Source organism: Paenibacillus wynnii (assembly GCF_030812855.1).
Taxonomy (GTDB): Bacteria; Bacillota; Bacilli; order Paenibacillales; family Paenibacillaceae; genus Paenibacillus_AQ; species Paenibacillus_AQ wynnii_A.
Genome location: NZ_JAUSTK010000002.1, coordinates 347,149 through 369,185, shown reverse-complemented (window position 1 = coordinate 369,185; position 22,037 = coordinate 347,149). Strand labels below are relative to the sequence as shown.

Here is a 22,037-nt window from a genome sequence, read left to right as displayed (position 1 = left end):
TACATGATTCATTTGTGGGAAATTGTAGGATATAATAAGGGAAACTGGTCTAAAAATAGGAGACTTATGACATGCCTTTGATTCAGGGATATCCGTATTATTTGTTAATGGGCAGTGTGCTTAGTCTCTACATGGGTATAAGCTCTCATAAATACCGTAAGACTCCAGGAAGGCGATATCTTTGGATTTTGATGATTATCGTCAGCTTAATATTTGCGGCAACGGCCGCAGAGATTCTCTCTACTACGTTCTTAGTTAAGCTGTGGTGGAAAAATGTGCAACAAATCCCGCTCTTCTTGAGTACTCTATTTGTATATGCCGTTGTTAAGGATTATGTCGCCCGTCCTCCGGGTGGATTATCCAAAAGACTTATCCTGTTTTCGATTCCGGTAATCTTCGATGTTCTATTTATCTTTACAGACTCCTATCATCATCTGATGCGTAATCATGTGGGAATGGATACGGTAGCCGGCATCAGTGGAATTTCAGTTGAGCCTACGTGGTTGAGCATGCTGTTTATTGCGTACGATCAGATATTCAGCCTGTATGCAGCTCTACTGTTGGCCGTTGCCTTGATAAAGTCCCCTAGGCCTTATTTCAGACGGAATATTACGATGCTGGCAGGTCTCCTTATTCCAGTGGTTTCTATTTTTTTGCTTCCGCTTCTAAAAATTAAGATCACGGGTTTCACAGCAATGGTTATGCTGCCGGCGACCCTAACCGCTTACTTTACTATATTCCGTGACCCTAACACCTCCATTTACCCCTTGGCTAAGCATAAAATATTTGAAAATATGAAGGACGGGATCCTTCTTACCGATCCCAACGACCAAATCATTGATATTAATGCTGCGGGAGAAATGTATTTATCAACTATTACGGGTCTTTCACCCGATACCTGGCTGGGCAAAAGCATCCATACCTTGCTTGAGAAACACTGGAATATTCGGATTCATTACAAACAAAGGCAAGAGGGGGACTTCGAAATCGAGCTCCCTGGGCAAGAGGGTACCTGCTGCTATGGGGCAACACTGGTCTCAACGGAACGGGGAGATTCAGATACTTCGGGAATGTTGATTATCATTAGTGACCATAGCGATAAAAAGCGGTACGAACGTGAACTTGTCCATCAGGCAACGGTTGATGACCTGACCGGACTCTTCAATCGAAGGCATTTCATGAGGCTGGTTGGAAACCATACCACACACGGCGGGGCCGGGATGGCTCTGCTGCTGATTGATATCGATGATTTCAAATTAATTAATGATACATACGGACATTTGGCTGGGGATCGGGCTCTTGTTGCCTTTTCTGAGAAAATTCAGCATACATATCGAAACAAAGGTATTGTCGGAAGAGTAGGTGGAGAGGAGTTTGCTGTATGTTTCTTTGCAAGTGATGAATGGGTAGCATTGGAAGAGGCGGAGGCGTTTCGAGCGACGATGGGAGACCATGTCGTACAATTAAATGAATGTCAAACCATTCAATTTACTGTAAGTGTAGGAATAGCCTATACAGAGCAAATGGGGACAACCTTCGAGGATTTATACCGGGAAGCAGACGAAGCGTTATATTTGTCTAAGGCCACTGGAAAAAACAAAGTTACCCTGGGCAACCAACCTATTTTCAAAAAGGCGTAATTTAAAGGAGACTGAACCATGTATCAAACTTATATTTTTGATCTGTACGGCACACTGATTGATATAGAGACAGATGAAGAAAACCCAGAGGTCTGGGAGAGGTTAGCCCTTCATTTCGGCTATCATAGAATGGCTGTAACAGGGGCGGAGCTTCAAGAAAGGTTTCTGTTAGAGAGGGATACACAGCTTGCGGAGGCCGCGAAAAACTGTCAGTTTCCTGACTTCGTGATGGAGGAAGTTTTTCGGTCTATCGCACGTCAATGGGGAGAGAATCCTAGTGAGGCTTGGTTGCAGGAAACGGTAAGATGGCTGCGGACGTTGTCTATGATTCATATTTCGCTGTATGACGGAGTTCCGGAAATTCTACAGTCGTTAAGGGAACAGGGTAAAAAAGTATTTCTGCTCTCGAACGGCCAGAAGACGTTCATCGAGGCTGAGTTGACGATGCTGGGCATTATACAGCAATTTGACGGGATTGCGATTTCCTCGGTTGCCGGAGTAAGCAAGCCGGATCCGTTGTTTTATCGTTATTTAGCAGCTACATATCATGCCGATTTAAGCTCGGCTATTATGATTGGCAATGATCCGCGAACAGATATTGAAGGGGCATTAAGTGTAGGCATCGACTCCTGTTACATTCATACCGCTTCTTCTCCGTCCAATATGGAAGTCAGAAGTAATATACTGATTTGGGATGGCGATTTACGACAAATTCCAGGTTGGAAACAATAATTGTAAAAAAGAGTCCCGTATCCGAATAAACAAGGATACGGGACTCTTTATGAATTTATATAACGCCTTCAGCAATCATAGCTTCCGCCACGATTCTAAACCCGGCGATGTTGGCACCTACGAGTAGATTGCCGGGGTGTCCGTACTCTTGAGCCGCATCCATGGATTGGCGGTAGATATTCCCCATAATCTCATGCAGCTTGGCATCTACCTCTGCGAAGCTCCATGATAACCGCATGCTGTTCTGTGCCATTTCAAGCGCGGATACGGCTACGCCTCCCGCATTGGCAGCTTTGGCGGGTGCGAATAGAACCCCAGCCTGCTGAAATAGATGGACGGCCTCCAGGGTAGAAGGCATGTTGGCGCCTTCCCCAACGGCTTTTACGCCGTTAGCTATAAGTGTTCGAGCCATTACCTCATCAATTTCGTTCTGCGTAGCGCAAGGAAGGGCTATATCACAAGGGATCGTCCAGATCTGCGTGGAATTCTGGAAATAGACGGCCTGAGGATGTTCCTTCACATACTCACTAATTCTTTTTCTCTCCACTTCCTTCAGACGCCGTACCGTATCTATTTGTATGCCATTCTCATCATAAATGTAGCCTGCGGAATCACTGCAAGCGACCACCTTGGCTCCCAACTGCTCTGCCTTCTGCATCGCATAAATGGCTACATTGCCGGAGCCAGATACAATTACCCGGCTTCCTTGCAGACTTAAGTGGTTTGCCTTTAGCATTTCGTTCACAAAATAAACCGCTCCGTAACCAGTAGCTTCTGTACGCGCCTGGCTTCCACCGTATAATATGCCCTTGCCGGTTAGGACTCCAGCGGGGTATCCACCGCGAATTCGCTTATATTGTCCGAACAGGTACCCGATCTCGCGTGCTCCAACACCGATATCCCCTGCGGGTACATCTTCATCCGGACCGATGTAATTCTGCAATTCAGTCATGAAGCTCTGAGCAAAACGCATAATTTCTCCGTCTGATTTGCCCTTCGGGTCAAAGTCAGAGCCACCTTTGCCTCCTCCGATATGTTGGCCGGTAAGTGCGTTCTTGAAAATTTGCTCGAAGCCGAGAAACTTAATGATGCTGGCATTGACGGAAGGGTGAAAACGCAGCCCCCCCTTATAGGGACCGATGGAGCTGTTAAATTGCACCCGAAACCCCCGGTTAACTCTGACTTTGCCTTGGTCATCTGTCCAAGGTACACGGAAGGTAATGAGTCGTTCCGGCTCAACTAGCCTCTCCAGAATGGCTTGATCCTGGTATTTTGGTTCCGCAGCAAGAATGGGAAGTAAGGAAGTAAGAATCTCCTTCACAGCCTGATGGAATTCCGGCTCCTGCGGATTTCGGGCAACAAGCTCTGCGTATACCTTATCGATATAACGTATGGCTTTATTGTTCTTATTATCTGTATCAAGAGTAGGGACAACGCTCATGGGTTCAGCCGCCTTTACCTGTAGTGGATTTGGATTTATCTTGTCATAATTTACCGCTGCTCACAACTGCTTTTGTCCAGCTAGCTATATAAATTGAAGTAGGGGAGCCGCTTGCTCTATAATGAATCGAGAGTTATCCACCCTAAAGCATGAAAGAAGGATTCTGGCATGACCTTAATTATTATTGTTGCGATTATTGTAGTTATTCTTGCAGCTGCCTATTTGATAATGAGCTACTACCCATCCTTTGGTGGGAGAGCCCCAAGGAATAGCCGTCATCGCCTTATCCGTTCACCTCAATATGAGAACGGTAAGTTTCTGAATCAGATTCCTACAGTGATGGACACCGGCTTACGTAGTTCGCTCTCTATATTAGGGGAGTTTATCAAAGGGAACCCGAGATCGAAGCCCGCCAATGACCTTTTGCCGGAGTCACTAGATCTTACGAAGGGTATTCAGGAAACAAAGGTGACCTGGTTCGGTCACTCTGCCGTATTGTTGGAGGTAAATGGGGTTACTCTATTTATTGATCCTATGCTTGGGACTTCGCCCTCGCCCTTTCCGGTGATAGGCGGTCGGCGCTACAGTAAGAAATTACCTATAGAGCTTCGTGATCTTCCTGCAGTGGACGCTGTATTGCTCTCGCATGACCATTATGACCATCTTGATTATGGTTCTATCCAACTGTTGAAAGATAAAGCTAAAAGGTTCATCGTACCCTTAGGTGTGGGTGCTCATCTGGTAAAATGGGGTGTTGAACGCCATCGAATTGAAGAGCATGATTGGTGGGATGAATTCCATTTCCAAGACCTGAAGCTGGCTTGTACGCCGGCCAGGCATTTCTCCGGCAGAAGTTTATTGGATCGTAATTCTACACTCTGGTGTTCCTGGGTTATAAAAGCTGACACCAGTAGCATCTTTTTTAGCGGGGATAGCGGCTATGGGCCTCATTTCTTGGAGATTGGAAATAAGTACGGACCGTTTGATCTGACCTTGATGGAATGCGGCCAGTATGATACGCGTTGGGCTGCCATTCATATGATGCCTGAACAGACCATACAAGCTCATCTGGATGTTAAGGGAAAGCTGATGATTCCTATTCACTGGGCGGCTTTTACGCTCGCCCTGCATGATTGGACAGACCCGGTGGAAAGGGCTTGGAAGGCAGCAAAGGAACGCGGCACACTACTTGCCACACCCAGGATAGGGGAAACTGTATTTGTGCAATCACCCAATTACCCTTCCTCGCCGTGGTGGAGGCAAGGTTAGTATGCTACAATGTTTTTGCACTATAAGTAAGGAGATGACAACATATGAGTGATAAGGTTAATGAACAGGAATTGGTAGCTGTAATATCCGACAAGACAAAGGTAGACCCTAAGCTAATTTTGCTGGTGCTCAAGCATGAGCAGACCTTTATTAATAACGCCAAGGCGGATGCTAAGGGTGAGGTCGACATCGATAATGATGATCTGGTTGATTATGTTACCAGCCAACGTGACGTGAAGTTGGACGAGCTGATAGTAGAAACTATCCTGGATGCAGAAATGGATTACTTAATGGACAAAGGTCTTGCAGGGTATGTAGATTAAGGAAGTTAGACTTCGGCTCTATGTCTTAAATGATTAGGCAAATGGGCCGAAAATATTTATATTGCCTAGTCCTTTGCATTTGTTAAATATGTGTGCTACAATGAAGTTAATCAAATTTAAACCTTAATTCACATATTGTTAAAGGTTGCATTTGTGTCTATGAAGCCTTTTACAATGTGTGAATTTTTATTTGTTCGTACAATACGTAGGAATAAAAGGACATGTGTTAAATAAAATATTGGAGGTAATATCATGCAAACAGGTACAGTTAAATGGTTTAACGCAGACAAAGGATTCGGTTTTATCGAGGTTGAAGGTGGAAGCGACGTATTCGTACACTTCTCCGCAATCACTGGCGACGGTTTCAAATCTTTGGACGAAGGCCAACGCGTTGAGTTCAACGTAACTCAAGGCGCTCGTGGACCACAAGCAGAAAACGTTGTAAAACTGTAATTTGAAATTCCGAACGGCCCTTAACATGAGTTAAGGGTCGTTTTTATTTGAACATTCTCTTCATTTCTCGTATCAGCATGCCATGCCTACTCCCTGCGGGGAAGGTGAAATCGTCTCGATTCGAACCAAGGAGGGGAATTTAATGTATTTTCGTAAAAAATCGTTAGAAGACATCCCAACAGAAGACACAGCTATATGGTCCTGTACGCAGGAGTGCTGCACAGGTTGGATGCGTGATAATTTCGCATTTGAATATGTGCCAACATGCTGGCAGTGTAACTCACCTATGACTAGAAGCATGAAGATTCTGCCGTTGCTTGTGAACAAAAACTTCGATATGAAGGCCATTAAGAAGGGCATTACCATTAACTAATTCTTCTTACTGAGAAGCGGCAATAACATAATATACTGAGGTCACTCCGTTCATCGGGGTGGCCTTTTTTTCGGGAAAATCCAGTAACATTTCCTTGACAAAGTCCGGGACTTGGGGAGAATAGAGTTGAAAACGCCTACGGAAGAAGGAATATCTGTGTACGGAAGACTTGATCGAATGAATACATTACGGAACCAAATATTTATAGGGTTTTTATTAGTTATGCTCATTATTATTGGTGTCGCCGGTGTGATTGTTTATGAAAAGGTTTCTTATTTGCTGAAAAATAATGCGGAGCGGCATATCCATCAAACTGCTATACAGGCAAGCGGCCGGCTGGATGCACTCATTGGACAGATAGACAGTTTAACGGCACAGGTAGCCAATCACGCCACGGTTCAACAGCTTCTGCTAAAACAGATTGACGGAAAAAGCGTCACTTTTAATCAACGCCAGTCCCTTCTACAAGTGGTCTCCAGCTATCAGGCGTATATGCCAAGCGTGGGTTCATTAGAGTTGTATACATCTGATTATCAACTGTTATTTCCCATTCGGGAAGGCAGCTTAAGCACCCGGATTGACAGCCGGTATATTGAGGAAGCCAATAAACAAAAGGGAAGATTGGTCTGGATCGGAATCGATCCGAATGATGATCAGAGTCTGCTTGCGATCCGGCAGGTAAGTCTCATGAACCGTTGGTTCTCACGGGGAGGTTACCTTATAGCCCGCATACAGCGCAGTTATTTTCAATTGGATGATCCGCTCGCAGGAGCCACAATTGGGGAGTCTATTCTTCTGGCGAACAATGAGGGACAGCTGTTGGGGAGTGGCCCCAGCCCTAATGTGGATTTGACTCCGCTACTGGACAGTGTGGATCAGACGGTGAATTTTATGGGTAAGGAGTATGTTACAGTTAAGCAGTTGTCGGAAAAAACGAACTGGACATTGCTCGTCCTGACTCCGGTGAGCTATGTTACGGAAGGATTATCTGTGCTGCGAACAGTTTTGCTTGCATCCGGTGGAATCGGGGCGGTGTTGTTTCTGATCATGTCTTTTGTCCTCTCCACTATGATTACACGGCCCATTATCAATCTAATCCGGGCGATGCGCAAATCACGGCTTGGCGTACTTACACCTAATCCCGCCACAGCCTCGACTATGGAGCTTAGAGAGCTGAATAATACGTATAACGGAATGGTTAGCAATATGAATGATCTAATTCGGGTAGTCTATGAAAAGGAAGTCCTCCAAAGCCGGACGGAGCTCAAAGCACTGCAGGCGCAAATTAATCCACACTTTTTGTTCAATACGCTTGAGGCTTTTAACTGGTCTCTGGAGGAGAAGGGTGAGGAAGAACTGGCTGGGCTGATGGTCGCTATGTCCCGAATGTTCCGCTATATTATTGTCAATCCGAACAAGGAAGAATGGGTAACGATTGGTGAAGAGATGGATCAGGTTAAGCGCTATTTGCAAATCATGGAGATGAGGCTTGGATCGCGGTTGTCCTGGAACATTGAGATGACTCCGCAGGAGGCTTTGGTGCCTGTTCCCAAGCTGCTCATTCAGCCTATAGTTGAGAATGCGATTTTGCATGGAGTGGAGAGCAGCATCGGGGAGGGTTACATTACCATCCGAGTATCCCCCTCTGCAAGGAAGGGATGGACAAGGGTATCCGTACAGGATAATGGCCCCGGTATGGATGCGAATAAACTTAGCGCGCTCTACGATACTCTTGAAGGAGGCCCTTCAATTTCGACTAAAGGTACGGGAGTGGGCCTCATCAATGTTCAGAAACGGTTGAAGCTTTACTATGAGGGAGACGGTTTAAAGCTGGAAGGGCTGCATATTGACAGTACTCCGTTTGAAGGAACGGTTTTCACTTTTGAAATACCTAATACTGGGGGATATTCGTATGAAATTGAACATGAAAACCATTCTAATCGTGGATGATGAGCCTAGAACACGCCAAGGAATCAAACAAACTCTAGAGGTGTGGGCGGCCGGAAACTACCGGATTGAGACAGCGGATAATGGCGTAGAAGCCTTGGAGCGTCTGCAGCATGAGACGATTCATTTACTCATCACTGATGTTCGGATGCCGGTGGTTAGCGGACTGGATTTGATTCGTTCGCTCAATAGGCATGCCCGCAGGCCGCAAATTGTGGTCATCTCGGGGTACGCAGAGTTCCAGTATGTACAGCAAGCTCTTCAGCTCGGCGCTGTTAATTATTTGCTGAAGCCTCTCGATAAAAAGGAACTTCTTGAAGTTGTTGAGGAGGCCCTCAAGCGCGAAGAGGAGCAGCAACGCCATGAGAAATTGGAGAAGCTGGTAGACCAGAAGCTAGCAGAGCTTGATCCCGGCAATAATATGAGCATAGGGGAGCCTGTCAAAGAGGCCCTCTTATATTTGGAGCAGCATTTGCATGAGACATTGACTATGGCGGATATGGCACAACGGTTGCACCTGAACGCCAGTTATTTCAGCGTGTTGTTCAAAGATCAGGTTGGACTGCCTTTTAGCGAATATTTGTCACGTCTTCGAGTTCAACGGGCTAAGGAATTGCTTGTTCATACCCGGCTGTCTGTAGGTGAAATCGCAGAGAAAGTAGGTTACCAGACGGATAAGTATTTCATAAAAGTATTCAAAACACAGGAAGATCTCAGTCCAAGCCGTTACCGCCAGCAAATGACAGGTACTTCTGACGAAATCCAATAATAGTGGAGTTATTGCCAATAGCCGTTATCTTATGGACATAAGACTCCGGTGATAGAATTGATTTGAGAGCGGTTACACAAATCGCACTAAAACAAACCATGGAGGTTATAATTCATGTCCAAGAACAAGGTGACCCAGGGATTGCTCCTGACTTTAGTATTAATGCTCGTTCTAGCGGGCTGCGGCGGTGGTAAAAATAACAATGCTACAAACGCTGCGAACGGGGGCAATACACCAGCAACTGATGCAACTGCTAATGAGCAGAAAGTTACGATCAACATGATGCACTTATGGCCGGCTGGAGTTTCAGCCCAACAGAATAAGCTAGTAAATCAGATTATTGATCAATATCAGACGGATCACCCGAATGTAACCATCAAGGAAGAGGTTCTGGACAACGAACAATACAAAAACAAGCTCAAAGTATTGTCAGCTTCCAATGAACTTCCTGATGTCGGTATCACTTGGGCTGCCGGGTTCATGGAGCCTTACGTGAAAGGCGGTTTGTTCGCTCCAATTGATGATATTAAGGACGGAACATTGCTTAAAGACAAATTCGTTGCGGGTACGACAGAAGCTTATGCTATTGACGGTAAAACTTATGCCCTGCCGATTGAGTTGAACATTTCTCCGATCTATTACAATAAAGCCATTTTTGAAAAGTACAACCTGCAAGCACCTACAACTTACACTGAATTCAAGGAAGTTGTGAAAACGCTGTCTGAAAACGGTATCGCTCCGATAGCTCTTGGAAATAAAGATCGTTGGACAGGTTCACTTTGGTACATGTACCTGGCTGACCGGATTGCCGGCAACGATACATTGAAGAATGCTATTGCAGGTTCAGGATCCTTTGATGACCCAGGCCTGGTACAAGCTGCAACCGAAATTGAAACGCTTGTAGATATGAACGGTTTCAATAAAGGATTCAACGGGTTGTCCAACGATGAAGGCAAGGCTGAGTTTATGAACGAAAAAGCAGGCATGTATCTGATGGGTACTTGGGAACTGCCTAACTTTACAACCAATCCTGATATCCCGCAAGAGTTCAAGGATAAAGTCGGATTCTTCAAATTCCCAACTGTGGAAAATGGTAAAGGTAACATCGACAGCTGGGTTGGCGGTCCTGGTGTAGGATTGTTCGTAGCTGAAAGCTCCAAGGTCAAAGAAGAGGCTAAAGCCTTTGTTGAATACTTTGTATCTAAATGGGGTGAAGATTCCGTAACTACAGCGGGTGTTATCCCGGCTACTAAAGTAGATACGACAAAAACTGAATTGCCACAGCTTTATGTAGATCTTCTTAACGAATTGAGCAAAGCCAGCAGCATTACACTCTTTGCGGATGTTCAAATGAAGCCGAGCGCGGCACAAGTTCACTTGGATATGATTCAGGCGCTGTTTGGTAAGGCAGTAACTCCGGAGCAATTTGCAACGAAGCATAAAGAAGCCATCGAAAAAGGCAACTAGAATATACAGCATTCCGAAGCGGAGCGGGACGTATCTAGGCATACGGGTACAACCGCTCCACTTCTTTTAAAAAGAGATAGATAGGAGGATTTGACGATGGAGAAAGTCATGTCTAATAAGCTGGTAATTGCTCTATATGTACTGCCGTCCCTGCTGTTGATTATGGGAATTATATATATGCCTATTGTACTTACGGGATACTATGGACTTAATGAATGGAACGGTATCGGAGAAATGACCTTTATCGGTTTGGAGAATTACAAACATCTTATACAGGATTCAACCTTTTGGAGCAGTGCATTTCACTCCTTTGAGCTTGCATTGTTCTCAGGGATCAGCCTTATCGGGTACCTGCTTATCGCATTAGTGCTTTCAGGCAAAATCAAAGGTGCTAACCTGCTTCGTAAAATCTATCTGGTTCCAATGCTACTGTCTTCCGTAGCCATTGCTCAGTTGTGGATGAAAATTTACCACCCTACAAACGGGGTACTAAATTCCCTGCTTATGTCCCTTGGTGTCGATAACCCTCCCGCTTGGTTGGCTGAGCCATCCATTGTGCTGCTTGCCTTGTTTGTGCCAATTATTTGGCAATATGCCGGGTTTTATATTCTCATATACTATGCTGCATTGAAAAATATTCCGGAATCGCTAATGGAAGCCGCTCGTATTGATGGAGCTAATCCATGGCAGATTGCCACACGGATCAAGCTGCCCTTGATGAGCGAGGTCATTAAGGTAACTATCGTACTGTCCGTAGTCGGATCTCTGAAATATTTTGATCTGATCTATGTAATGACGGATGGAGGACCTAACGGAGCCAGTGAAGTTATGGCATCCTACATGTACCATAAAGCATTCCGCAGCTTTGACTTCGGATATGGCAGTGCAATCGGATTTTTCCTACTGCTGGTTTGTCTCGTAGCAACCTATCTGATTCGCAAGGCTACAGCATCGAAAGAGACCATTCAATATTCATAAGCACATAGGAAGGAGGAACATATATGAAAGTTGCTACTGCACCGGGCTATAACTCTGGAAGAGTAAATGAACGCAAAATTCTACAGGGAACAGGGTACACCTTAATGTATTTGGGGCTTATTCTTGTAGCCCTTGTACAAATATTCCCACTCGTTTGGCTGTTGATTTTTTCATTAAAAAATAATCAGGAAATATTCAATATGGCGCCCTTTTCTATACCTGCACATCCCCACTGGGAAAATTATGTGAATGTATGGACGAACGGAAATATCGCACAGTATTTTGTTAACAGTGTCTTGATAACGGCAATTGCCTTAGCGCTAACGGTTCTTCTGGCAAGCTTCGTTACGTATGCGGTAACGCGTATGAGATGGAAGGGCAGATCTTTTGTACTCGGGTTGTTTATGGTGGGTCTGATGATTCCTGTCCATTCTACACTGATCCCCTTGTTCAGCTTGTTCCTGAAGCTTCATTTAACAGACAGTCCCATCTCAATCATCCTGTCTTATGTGGCATTCAATTTACCTACGACCATCATGATTCTACTGGGATTTTATTATGCGCTCCCTAAGGAAGTTGAGGAAGCGGCGATCATTGACGGCTGCTCCGTCAACACGATGTTCTTCCGGATCATCCTGCCGATGACCTCTTCGGTGTTGGCTACTACTGCAATCATTAATATGATCTACAACTGGAACGAATTTATCTTCGTGAACACCTTTATCAGCTCGGATAAGTACAAAACCCTAACGGTAGGTGTCCAGAATTTTATAGGGCAGTACACTACTGACTGGGGAGCGATCGGTGCTACTCTGATGATCAGTATCCTGCCAATCCTTATTGTCTTCTTATTGTTAAGTGATCGGATTGTGGAAGGGATTGCAGCCGGCTCTGTTAAGGGGTAAGCAAAATTGAAAAAGGCTGTGCCTTAGGTCCGGATGGACTTTAAGGTACAGCCTTTTGTGTGTGGATCCATTTAACCGGTGACAGGAGCCGGACTATTCTTGTCCTCGGCAGGATCATATTTGACAAGGGCATGTTTCTCCCATGCCCTGCTTCGCCAACGGAAGTACATGATAATGGCGCGGACCCATTCATCCGCCGCTGTAGCAAGCCAGACACCGGCTAACCCAAGATCGAGCGTGAAGACTAGGAAATAACCGAGAGGCAGGCTCATACAGACCATGGACAGCAGCCCCATATATACCGGGAACCTAGCATCACCTGAGGCTCGCAGTGAATTAATAATCACCAAGTTGCAGGTTCGCCCGGTCTCTAGGAGAAAGCTGAGCAAAATGACATGGGCGCCCATAACAATGATACTCTGATTATCGGTGAAAAGACCAAGCAATGGTACCCGGAAAGCTATAACGAGGGCATCGATAATAACGGTAGCGAGCAGCGCCCATTTTACACTTTTGAACACACGTTCATAGGCCTCTTGAGGCCGGTTTGCTCCCACCAGACGACCCACCATAATGGAAGTGCCCATGGATACCGCCACGCTGAACAGAAAAATATAGCTGGAGATGTTAAGCGCATATTGACGTGTAGCCATAGCTTCAGCACCAAGATATGTAATATACATCGTAAATACCAGTTGGCAGGATTGGTAGGTTATAGATTCAAACGCGGATGGAATGCCGATCTTCAGGATCTGAAGGACATACTTTTTGGTGAGCTTAATGTAATAATGCCACATAACGCGCACTTCCATAATTCTGTAAAGCAGCAGGAAAAAGAGAATCAGACAAATAAATCGGCTAATTATGGTTGAAACTGCAGCCCCTTGCACTCCAAGTGCGGGAAAGCCAAAGTGACCAAAGATCAAAATATAGTTACCGATCACATGAATAATGTTCATCAGCATGGAGACGATCATAGTCTGCTTTGTAAATCCGTGTGTACGAATCGTAGCCGCTAATGCATTAATGAGAGCCTGGAAAAAAATAAAGCTGCCCACGATGTGAATATAAGACTTTGCATAGACAAGAATGTCCCCTGTAACATTTAGGGCTTGGAGTAAGTAACCTCCAAAGAAGAGCAAAAAAGTACTAAGGATAAGGCCTACCGCTAAGTTAAGCGTGAGGGCATTACCAATAACTTGCGCTGCTTCTTGAGGCTTCTTAGAGCCGAGGTATTGAGATACGACCATGGCAGCGCCGTTTCCGATTACGCTAAGCACAAGAATGGCCATGGCAATAATCTGATTTGCCGCCCCGACCCCCGCGACAGCATTATCAGACACGGAACTGATCATAAAGGTATCCACACTGCCCATCAGCATGAACAGAAAAAGCTCCAGGAAGATTGGCCAGGTCAACCTTACGAGATTCAATTCTTTAGATTTCAAGAGTACACCCTCTTCATTATAATACTGGATTTACCAGATCACTAAACATAGGGTATATTAGCACAGCTTTCATCAAAAAGCATTAGTTAAATGGGAACCATATTTCATACCTCAAAAGTGCAAAAGCTTTTAGAGAAGAGTAATATGGTAATGATAGTAAAAATGAAGCAGGAGGGATTTGCTGCAATGTCAGAAAACTTATATAAACCTTTATTACAATCGTTTGAGTTTAACAACGGGTTTACCTTAAAAAACAGTGTAGTGATGGCTCCTATGACTAACTTTGCTTCTCATGAAGACGGAACTGTATCTGCTGAAGAAGAAGCTTATTATATTCGCCGGTCACAAGGTGTAGGTATGGTTATTACTGCTTGTGTGTATGTTTCTAAAAGCGGTAAAGGTTTTCCGGGTGAATTTGGTGCGGACACCGATCAACTCATTCCCAGCTTGCGTAAATTAGCCGATGCCATTAAAGGGCAGGGAGCAAAAGCAGTTCTGCAGATTTTTCATGGCGGACGCCAATGTCCACCCGAGCTGCTGCCAGATGGTCAGCCTGTAAGTGCCAGTGCTGTTGCAGCAGAGCTGCCTGGCGGTGGAAACGGACCCGTACCACGTGCTCTAACGGATGAAGAGATTGTAGGTATCATCTCCGATTTCGGTGAGGCTACACGCAGGGCGATCGAAGCGGGTTTTGATGGTGTAGAGATTCATGGAGCGAACACCTATTTACTCCAGCAGTTCTTTTCCCCGCATTCCAATACTCGGGAGGATCGTTGGGGCGGCAGTTTGGAGAAACGGCTCACCTTTCCATTAGCCGTTGTAGAGGCTGTAAAGAGAGCTGTTGCTGAGCATGCGAAATCGCCCTTTCTCGTGGGATATCGCTTCTCCCCTGAAGAGCCTGAGACACCGGGCATTACTATGGCAGAGACCTTTACGTTAATCGATGCTCTAAAAGATACTGGATTGGATTACCTGCATGTGTCACTGCAGGAGTTTTGGTCACTGCCACGGCGCGGGACAGAAGATCCGCGGCCGCGCATAGAGCAGATTCTTGACCGTGTTGCTGGTAAGGTTCCTGTCATAGGAGTTGGCTCTCTGTATAGTGCCGATGATGCGTTGAAGGCACTCCAAAGTGGTGTATCACTGGTGGCATTGGGTCGACCGCTTCTTGTCGAGCCGGACTGGGTGCAGAAGGTCGCAGAAGGACAGCAGGGAGACATTGCAACAGAGATTAATCCCGCCGAGCAGGCTGATCTAGTTATTCCCGATTATCTCTGGACAGCAATACTTAACACGCCGGGCTGGGTACCTGTTAAGGGATAAGCTAAATGAAATAAGGCACCTCATCTGGAGCGAATCCAGCGGAGGTGCCTTTTGATTTTAAATCAGATTCGGTTGTAGTCCCTTAAGCCTTTTGCTCAAACAGCTTGGCAATTTCGATAATGACCTCAGTAGCCTTAACCATATTGTCTGCAGAGGCATACTCGAACTTACCGTGAAAGTTCTCTCCACCCGTAAAGATATTGGGGGTTGGCAATCCCATATAGGACAGCTGAGAACCATCGGTCCCACCGCGAATCGGACGAATAACGGGTGTAATCCCGAGGTTTTCCATAGCTTCATGGGCAATATCAACAATATGGCGTACAGGCTCGATTTTTTCGCGCATATTGTAGTATTGATCGTTGATCTCAAGTATGACGTTTTCCGAACCGTGAGTGCTCTTAAACTCATCAACTACACTGGTTATAAAAGCCTTCCGCTCCTCGAAATGCTCCCGATCAAAATCGCGGATAATGTAATGAAGCTTGCTCTGTTCAGCATTCCCCTGCATCGAGATCAGATGATAGAACCCTTCAAACCCTTCAGTAAACTCAGGAGCTTCATTAGCTGGAAGTCTATTGTGGAGAGCCATGGCGATTTTGGAGGAATGAATCATTTTCCCCTTAGCTGTCCCTGGATGAACATTTACCCCATGGATTGTAATTCTAGCAGCTGCGGCATTGAAGCTCTCATATTCCAGTTCCCCGAGCGGCCCGCCGTCAACCGTATAAGCATAAGCTGCACCAAAAGCAGAAACATCAAATCGATGTGCCCCACGTCCGATTTCCTCGTCAGGAGTAAATGCTACCCTCAAAGCACCGTGTTTTATTTCCGGGTGATTAATAAGATAAGTCATAGCGGTCATAATCTCGGCAATACCGGCTTTATTGTCTGCGCCAAGCAGAGTAGTACCATCTGTGGTAATCAGCGTATGACCTTTGTATTCGTTAAGCTCAGGAAAGCTTGCCGTAGAAAGCACGATATTCAGGGCCTTATTCAAAATCAGGTCGCCGCCCTGATAGTTCTCAACGATTTGCGGATTCACATCCTTGCCGGTAAAATCGGTAGCCGTATCTAAATGCGCCAAAAATCCGATGACCGGGACTTCTTTGTCGCTGTTGCCGGGAAGAGTAGCCATGACATATCCATTCTCATCTATAGTCACGTCTTGCATGCCGATCTCTTTAAGCTCGTCTACCAGCTTACGGGCAAGCATCCACTGCCCCTCGGTCGAAGGACAAGTGTCGCTCTCTTCGTTCGATTGTGTATCCATCTTCGCATAGGAAATAAATCGGTTCATAACCTCTTGCTTCAACTTACTCATCTCCTCTATATAGTCGTATGTATATAGTAACATTTTCTACGTTTAGTCTCACTTTAATGCTTTACTCGAAGAGAAGGGGTCAGGGGTTTTTACCGAAAAGAGGTGTCTGCTGATTTATGGAAAATCTTGTGGGGCTTCCTCCCTCTTTTTTCGTGTTTTTTTTGCAAATTACTGTAACTTTTGACTCGGATTTTAGTCATCGAACTGAACCACACGCGAACTGTACCAAACCCGCACCCGAACTGCACCGTACAAGCACCAGAATTCGATCCGCATTAAACTAAACTCGCACCCGAACCAGACCTAAATTCGAATCCGAATCCGCATCGAACTAACTCACACCCGAACCCGAATCCGCACCGGACTAACTCGCACCCGCACCCGCACCCGCACCCGCACCCGCACCCGCACCCGCACCCGACTGACTCGTACCCGAGCCCGAATCCGTACCGGACTAACTCGCACCCGCACCCGAATCCGCACCCGACTGACTCGTACCCGAGCCCGAATCCGTACCGGACCCGGAAATGCACTGAACTCAAACACGAGCCCGTTCCGCACACGCTCCTAACCTCGCCCCACTAGCGGACCGTGTAGTAACTAATGATGTATTAATCCGTTGGTTGATCATTGAAGGGACACAGCTGGAACTGAAATGTTGTATAAAGTGCAGGAATCGGAGGGTATCGGATGCGTTGGAGGCTGAAATGTTGTATAAAGTGCAGGAATCGGTGGGTATCGGATACGTTGGAGGCTGAAATGTTGTATAAAGTGCAGGAATCGGAGGGTATCAGATGCGTTGGAGGCTGAAATGTTGTATAAAGTGCAGGAATTAGTGGGTATCGGGTGTTTGGAGGCTGAAATGTTGTATAAAGTGCAGGAATCGGTGGGTATCGGGTGTTTGGAGGCTGAAATGTTGTATAAAGTGCAGGAATCGGTGGGTATCGGGTGCGTTGGAGGCTGAAATGTTGTACAAAGTGCAGGAATTAGTGGGAATCAGGAGTGTTGGGAGCTGAAATGTTGTATAAAGTGCAGGAATCGGTGGGTATCGGGTGCGTTTTGAGTCCGCTGCTCAGTAGTCTTCCTTTACAGCGCTACTTGTACATGTCCATCATACGATAGATCATATAATATCTAATAAGTATCCAATAAATATCGAGTAATTTGTCGAATAGTGGTGCTTTGAGGAACTACTTTTTTCAGGTGTTATGAAAAAGGCTGATCCTCCGGTTTTGCCGTGGATCAGCCTTAATCATTAATATTAGATCTTAGGAGACTAATTCGCCCTTAATAGCTTCAACTGCAAGCTTATAGGAACGTAATCGGGCTTCATGATCATAGATCTGTGAGGCGATGATAAATTCATCGGCGTCTGTGTCCGTAAGAATTTGTTGTAATCTTGCATGGACAGTCGCTTTGTCTCCTGAGATGGAATACTGAAGTTTATCCTGAAGGATTGCTTTTTCCTGAGGAGACCATAATCCCTCCAGACTATCAACGGGAGGCTGTAGTTTACCGGTACGGCCACGGATAATGTTCAGAAATTGCTGCTGCTGAGAAGTAGCCAGTTTACGTGCTTCTTCTACGGTTTCGGCAGCAGTGATGCCTAGACCAACCATAACATGCGGTTTATCTAGATGCTCAGAAGGCTGGAAGCTGCTGCGATATAGATGCAGAGCGGGAAGCAGATAATCCGGTGCGAAATGGCTGGCAAAAGCAAAAGGCAGACCCAGTTGCCCAGCCAATTTTGCACTGAAACCGCTGGAGCCCAGAAGCCAAATCGGAACGTTAAGTCCTTCTCCGGGGATCGCCCGTACTCCCGGTGGACGGGAGCTGCCGGCACCAGGGTCGAAGTAGGCCCGCAGTTCACTTAGCTGTTCAGGGAATTCACTGCCGTCGCTGCCAAGACCGCGTCTCAATGCCCGGGAAGCAGGTTGATCGGAGCCGGGTGCCCGGCCAAGCCCGAGGTCGATGCGACCGGGATATAAGGATTCCAATGTTCCAAATTGTTCTGCAATTACTAGAGGAGCATGGTTGGATAACATAATCCCTCCTGAGCCCACGCGGATTGTACGGGTACCTGATGCTACGTGACCGATAACCAGCGAAGTAGCTGAGCTGGCAATACCGGGCATATTATGATGTTCTGCCAGCCAATAGCGATGATATCCCCATTGTTCGGCATGACGGGCCAAATCGAGCGCATTATGAAGTGAATCCGCCGCTGTCCCTCCTTCAACAATGGGGGCAAGGTCCAACACGGAAATCGGAATGTCCTGCAATAGCTTCAATATGATCCCTCCTAAAAGTTTTGCGAAGCAAAACTGCTTCGTAAGCATAAACCTAAAAGTTTTGCGAAGCAAAACTGCTTCGTAAGCGTAAACTTAAAAGTTTTGCGAAGCAAAACTGGCTTCGTAAGCATAAGCTTAGTTTTCACGCTACATATAATCTGATTATCTTTTAAGCAGTATTTGCTGCTTTTTGCTAATCTACACGATAGTATAACATGAAGTTAAGTCATTTACCTACTTTTAGTAAGTTTGCAGCCAGCCTTGTAGTCATCCATTCCCCCGAACCGGAAGATAATCTATTTGATGAATCCAATTCATCTGAAAAGCTTTTCATATTTTACGCATTAATATCGCCCCAAAAAAAGTAGTTTTAATATAGAAATTTAAGCTTGGAGGAGTACTTTTTCAAACGGCTTTCTAATATATATGGTTTTTTGACTTTATTTAATGACTGGATTCCAACGGAGTTTCTTTATATAACCTAAAGAAATAAATTTGTAAGCGGTTTAAAAAAGGTGTTGTGCTTTTCGGATCACCTTGCTATAATCACCTTGAAAAGGTTTTCTAAAAAGGAAGTACACACAATGAAGCCAACAATACGAGATGTCGCCAAGATGGCCGAAGTATCTATCAGTACCGTATCCCGTGTAATGAATGCACCGGAAACGGTGGTGGAAAGTAAGCGCAACAGAGTTATCGAAGCTATCCAGACGCTGCAGTATCAGCCTAATGCATTTGCAAGAGGTCTTATCTACAAGAAGTCATTTACACTTGGTTTACTCATCCCGGATATAGAGAACCTGTATTTTGCAGGGGTTATCCGTGGAATGCAGGATGCGTGTATAAAACTCGGTTATAGCCTAATGATATGCAATACCGACCGAGACAAAGAGCGCTTACTGTCATACATTGATGCCTTTCATGAGAAGCAGGTGGACGGGATTGTTTTCGCCAGTGATGTTCTGTACCCAGAGTACTATGAGAAATTAGTGGGATGCCGGATACCATTTGTGCTTGTCTCCTCTCATTCTGATGAGTATGACATTCCTTGTGTGGAGATCGATGATGAGGTTGCCGCGTATGATGCAGTGAAATTTCTTATTGAGCTGGGTCACAAGCAAATCGGGATGATTGGTTTTAACCATGATAATTCCATCTCAGGTCCACCGCGTTACGATGGATTTGTAAGAGCTCTGAATGAATTTGGCTTGGAGCACAATATGGAGAAAATCAAATTTGCTAATCACCGCTTTGAACATGCCTATCAAGCTGCTCATGAGTTATTCACCGAATACCCGGACATCACTGCTGTATTCTGTGTCGCTGATGAATTCGCAATGGGTACGATTTCGTACCTGAAGGATCGGAACATTCATGTACCCGGTCAAGTGTCGGTCGTAGGATTTGACAACCTGCGGATGTCTACTATGTTTATTCCTAAGCTAACTACCATCGCACAGCCTATTTATGAATTAGGATACCGAGCAGCTGAGAAAATACATGAGCTTCTATCAACTGGAAGCGTAAAGGTAAAGCGGGAGAAGATGGAACATAAATTGATAGTGAGAGAATCATCACGTGAAAAATGAGACACTCTCTTTTTTTTCACAAGACTCTGAAAAGCTTTTCATAATCTTGTATTTCAAAACTCTTAAATATCTTGCACTAGATTAAGGGAACCATGTAATTCATTAAAAGTATAATTCAGGACTATTGGAAACCATTGGGTAGTATGATATGATGGAAATGTAAGCGTTATTATATAGTGCATTTTCGTAGAATTACTAATTAGCTAAGTATAGTAAATTCATTTTTGAAAAGCTTTGCAAGGAGGTGATTCAGCCAATAGACGGCTCTGGCATCCACATATTATTCATGAAGATGCAATTCTCTAAAACAACTAAAGGGGATGTATGAAAAGATGAAAAAAGCTCCAGGACGAAAAATGCCATTGGCAATCGTGCTTTGCTTGTCATTTACAATGATGCTTAGCGCATGCGGCAATAATGGAAATAACAATGCTGCACCAACAAATGCACCGGCAGCAACGGAAAAAGCAGCTGATAACGCACCGGCATCGACAGAGAACACCAGTACCGACACAGCCGGATCACCGCTGGAACTGGCGATGAAGGGTGACTATAAAGGAACAAAAGTAACAATGTTCGGCCCATTCGTAGATGCTGACCAAGTGAAGTTTGAGAACAGCATCAAGGATTTCGAAGCGAAAACAGGCATCGATATTCAATATGAAGGCTCCAAAGAATTTGAAGCTACTATTAATATCCGCGTAGATGGCGGAAATGCTCCGGATATCGCGGATTTCCCGCAACCGGGTTTACTTTCATCCATTGCTAAGACTGGTAAAGTAGTCGATCTGACAACTGTTCTGGATCAGGACAAATTGAAAGCTAACTACAACCAAAGCTGGCTGGATATGTCCACCATGGACGGTAAAGACGGCAAAATCATGGCAGGTATTTGGAACCGCAGTAACGTGAAGAGCCTTGTATGGTACCCTAAGAAACAATTTGAAGAAGCTGGTTATAAGATTCCAGAAACTTGGGATGAAATGATGGCTTTGACGGAGCAAATTGCAAAAGACGGCGATCCTGCGTGGGCCATTGGCATCGAAAGCGGCGCAGCAACAGGCTGGGCAGCAACCGACTGGGTAGAAGATATTATGCTCCGTACTACTACTCCTGAGAATTATGACAAATGGGTTAAAGGTGAGCTTCCATTCACTTCCCCTGAAGTAAAACATGCAGTAGAAGTGATGTCCAAAATTTGGTTGAACAAAGATTATGTCTATGGCGGTACTAAATCCATCGTTACCACTGCATTCGGCGATGCTCCAAAACCTATGTTTGACAACCCGCCAAAAGCTTGGTTCCACCGTCAAGGTAATTTTATTACAAGCTTCTTCCCTGAAACAGCAAAAATTGATGAGGATTATGGCTGGTTCTATCTGCCTTCCATTGACCCTCAATACGGCAAACCAGTACTGGTAGCCGGTGATATTTACTCAATGTTCAATGATCGTCCTGAGGTTCGTGCGGTATTGGAATTCTTCACAACAGGTGAATCCATTAAGACTTGGGTTCAATCCGGTGGCGTAATCGCACCAATGAATGACGCTTCCCTGGACTGGTACAGCTCTGAATCAGACCGTGCTATGGCTAAGTTGGTTCAAGATGCATCGACCCTTCGCTTTGACGGTTCTGACCTTATGCCTGGTAGTGTAGGCGCAGGAACGTTCTGGAAAGGTATGACCGACTATGTGAGTGGCACAGCTACTCTGGATCAAGCTCTTGAGCAAATCCAGTCCGGCTGGAAAAACTAATCACATTAACA

General features: G+C 45.3%; 19 protein-coding genes. 15 read left to right on the top strand and 4 right to left on the bottom strand.

What is annotated here, in order from left to right:
• Positions 1-71 precede the first annotated feature (71 nt).
• Positions 72-1,640 (top strand): histidine kinase N-terminal 7TM domain-containing diguanylate cyclase, encoded by a 1,569-nt coding sequence (locus tag J2T20_RS03590; RefSeq protein WP_307585634.1) that lies wholly within the window; start codon positions 72-74, stop codon positions 1,638-1,640.
• An 18-nt stretch (positions 1,641-1,658) separates the two neighbouring features.
• Complete coding sequence (locus J2T20_RS03585; RefSeq protein ID WP_307585632.1) at positions 1,659-2,372, top strand: HAD family hydrolase; 714 nt, start codon at positions 1,659-1,661, stop codon at positions 2,370-2,372.
• A 55-nt stretch (positions 2,373-2,427) separates the two neighbouring features.
• On the opposite strand, the gene gdhA is transcribed toward J2T20_RS03585, so the two are convergent.
• Complete coding sequence (gdhA, locus tag J2T20_RS03580) at positions 2,428-3,813, bottom strand: NADP-specific glutamate dehydrogenase (RefSeq protein WP_307585630.1); 1,386 nt, start codon at positions 3,811-3,813, stop codon at positions 2,428-2,430.
• Positions 3,814-3,981: 168 nt separating this feature from the next.
• Between gdhA and J2T20_RS03575 the strand changes: the two genes are divergently transcribed.
• The 9 genes from J2T20_RS03575 (at position 3,982) to J2T20_RS03535 (ending at position 12,297) form a co-directional block, all read left to right on the top strand.
• Positions 3,982-5,082, top strand: a complete 1,101-nt coding sequence (locus J2T20_RS03575) for an MBL fold metallo-hydrolase (protein WP_307585628.1) — start codon at positions 3,982-3,984, stop codon at positions 5,080-5,082.
• 44 nt (positions 5,083-5,126) lie between these two features.
• The gene (locus J2T20_RS03570; protein ID WP_307585626.1) at positions 5,127-5,405 is read left to right on the top strand and encodes a hypothetical protein; all 279 of its coding nucleotides are present in this window, start codon (positions 5,127-5,129) and stop codon (positions 5,403-5,405) included.
• Between the two features lie 252 nt (positions 5,406-5,657).
• The gene (locus J2T20_RS03565; RefSeq protein WP_019914790.1) at positions 5,658-5,858 is read left to right on the top strand and encodes a cold-shock protein; all 201 of its coding nucleotides are present in this window, start codon (positions 5,658-5,660) and stop codon (positions 5,856-5,858) included.
• Between the two features lie 142 nt (positions 5,859-6,000).
• The gene (locus J2T20_RS03560; RefSeq protein WP_307585606.1) at positions 6,001-6,231 is read left to right on the top strand and encodes a cold-shock protein; all 231 of its coding nucleotides are present in this window, start codon (positions 6,001-6,003) and stop codon (positions 6,229-6,231) included.
• A gap of 177 nt (positions 6,232-6,408) precedes the next feature.
• Positions 6,409-8,181, top strand: coding sequence for a sensor histidine kinase (locus tag J2T20_RS03555; RefSeq protein WP_307585792.1), 1,773 nt, complete (start codon positions 6,409-6,411; stop codon positions 8,179-8,181).
• Entirely contained in the window at positions 8,144-8,947 is an 804-nt protein-coding gene (locus J2T20_RS03550; protein ID WP_307585605.1) for a response regulator, read from the top strand. Before J2T20_RS03555 ends, J2T20_RS03550 begins: the two co-directional genes overlap by 38 nt.
• Before the next feature lie 114 nt (positions 8,948-9,061).
• Positions 9,062-10,414, top strand: coding sequence for an extracellular solute-binding protein (locus J2T20_RS03545; RefSeq protein ID WP_307585603.1), 1,353 nt, complete (start codon positions 9,062-9,064; stop codon positions 10,412-10,414).
• A gap of 96 nt (positions 10,415-10,510) precedes the next feature.
• A complete protein-coding gene (locus J2T20_RS03540) occupies positions 10,511-11,392 on the top strand; it encodes a carbohydrate ABC transporter permease (protein WP_307585602.1) in 882 nt (293 codons plus the stop codon).
• A gap of 23 nt (positions 11,393-11,415) precedes the next feature.
• Complete coding sequence (locus J2T20_RS03535) at positions 11,416-12,297, top strand: carbohydrate ABC transporter permease (RefSeq protein WP_307585600.1); 882 nt, start codon at positions 11,416-11,418, stop codon at positions 12,295-12,297.
• 71 nt (positions 12,298-12,368) lie between these two features.
• On the opposite strand, the gene J2T20_RS03530 is transcribed toward J2T20_RS03535, so the two are convergent.
• Complete coding sequence (locus J2T20_RS03530) at positions 12,369-13,745, bottom strand: MATE family efflux transporter (protein ID WP_307585598.1); 1,377 nt, start codon at positions 13,743-13,745, stop codon at positions 12,369-12,371.
• A 186-nt stretch (positions 13,746-13,931) separates the two neighbouring features.
• On the opposite strand from J2T20_RS03530, the gene J2T20_RS03525 reads away from it, so the two are divergent.
• A complete protein-coding gene (locus tag J2T20_RS03525; RefSeq protein ID WP_307585596.1) occupies positions 13,932-15,068 on the top strand; it encodes an NADH-dependent flavin oxidoreductase in 1,137 nt (378 codons plus the stop codon).
• Positions 15,069-15,150: 82 nt separating this feature from the next.
• Here the strand turns inward: J2T20_RS03525 and pepT are convergent, their stop codons facing one another.
• Positions 15,151-16,383 carry a peptidase T gene (pepT, locus tag J2T20_RS03520; RefSeq protein WP_307585594.1) on the bottom strand — a complete coding sequence of 411 codons (1,233 nt, stop codon included), beginning with the start codon at positions 16,381-16,383 and terminating at the stop codon, positions 15,151-15,153.
• An 820-nt stretch (positions 16,384-17,203) separates the two neighbouring features.
• On the opposite strand from pepT, the gene J2T20_RS03515 reads away from it, so the two are divergent.
• Positions 17,204-17,356: a hypothetical protein gene (locus J2T20_RS03515; RefSeq protein ID WP_307585592.1), complete on the top strand. Its 153-nt coding sequence runs from the start codon at positions 17,204-17,206 to the stop codon at positions 17,354-17,356.
• A 304-nt stretch (positions 17,357-17,660) separates the two neighbouring features.
• Here the strand turns inward: J2T20_RS03515 and J2T20_RS03510 are convergent, their stop codons facing one another.
• Positions 17,661-18,683: an LLM class flavin-dependent oxidoreductase gene (locus tag J2T20_RS03510; RefSeq protein WP_307585591.1), complete on the bottom strand. Its 1,023-nt coding sequence runs from the start codon at positions 18,681-18,683 to the stop codon at positions 17,661-17,663.
• 584 nt (positions 18,684-19,267) lie between these two features.
• On the opposite strand from J2T20_RS03510, the gene J2T20_RS03505 reads away from it, so the two are divergent.
• A complete protein-coding gene (locus J2T20_RS03505) occupies positions 19,268-20,272 on the top strand; it encodes a LacI family DNA-binding transcriptional regulator (protein ID WP_307585589.1) in 1,005 nt (334 codons plus the stop codon).
• Positions 20,273-20,604: 332 nt separating this feature from the next.
• A complete protein-coding gene (locus J2T20_RS03500; protein WP_307585587.1) occupies positions 20,605-22,026 on the top strand; it encodes an ABC transporter substrate-binding protein in 1,422 nt (473 codons plus the stop codon).
• Positions 22,027-22,037: the final 11 nt, after the last annotated feature.

Coding starts and splice junctions, on each gene's coding strand:
- J2T20_RS03590 (WP_307585634.1), top strand. CDS start 72: ATGCCTTTGATTCAGGGATATCCGTATTATTTGTTAATGGGCAGTGTG.
- J2T20_RS03585 (WP_307585632.1), top strand. CDS start 1,659: ATGTATCAAACTTATATTTTTGATCTGTACGGCACACTGATTGATATA.
- gdhA (WP_307585630.1), bottom strand. CDS start 3,813: ATGAGCGTTGTCCCTACTCTTGATACAGATAATAAGAACAATAAAGCC.
- J2T20_RS03575 (WP_307585628.1), top strand. CDS start 3,982: ATGACCTTAATTATTATTGTTGCGATTATTGTAGTTATTCTTGCAGCT.
- J2T20_RS03570 (WP_307585626.1), top strand. CDS start 5,127: ATGAGTGATAAGGTTAATGAACAGGAATTGGTAGCTGTAATATCCGAC.
- J2T20_RS03565 (WP_019914790.1), top strand. CDS start 5,658: ATGCAAACAGGTACAGTTAAATGGTTTAACGCAGACAAAGGATTCGGT.
- J2T20_RS03560 (WP_307585606.1), top strand. CDS start 6,001: ATGTATTTTCGTAAAAAATCGTTAGAAGACATCCCAACAGAAGACACA.
- J2T20_RS03555 (WP_307585792.1), top strand. CDS start 6,409: ATGAATACATTACGGAACCAAATATTTATAGGGTTTTTATTAGTTATG.
- J2T20_RS03550 (WP_307585605.1), top strand. CDS start 8,144: ATGAAATTGAACATGAAAACCATTCTAATCGTGGATGATGAGCCTAGA.
- J2T20_RS03545 (WP_307585603.1), top strand. CDS start 9,062: ATGTCCAAGAACAAGGTGACCCAGGGATTGCTCCTGACTTTAGTATTA.
- J2T20_RS03540 (WP_307585602.1), top strand. CDS start 10,511: ATGGAGAAAGTCATGTCTAATAAGCTGGTAATTGCTCTATATGTACTG.
- J2T20_RS03535 (WP_307585600.1), top strand. CDS start 11,416: ATGAAAGTTGCTACTGCACCGGGCTATAACTCTGGAAGAGTAAATGAA.
- J2T20_RS03525 (WP_307585596.1), top strand. CDS start 13,932: ATGTCAGAAAACTTATATAAACCTTTATTACAATCGTTTGAGTTTAAC.
- J2T20_RS03515 (WP_307585592.1), top strand. CDS start 17,204: ATGTTGTATAAAGTGCAGGAATTAGTGGGTATCGGGTGTTTGGAGGCT.
- J2T20_RS03505 (WP_307585589.1), top strand. CDS start 19,268: ATGAAGCCAACAATACGAGATGTCGCCAAGATGGCCGAAGTATCTATC.
- J2T20_RS03500 (WP_307585587.1), top strand. CDS start 20,605: ATGAAAAAAGCTCCAGGACGAAAAATGCCATTGGCAATCGTGCTTTGC.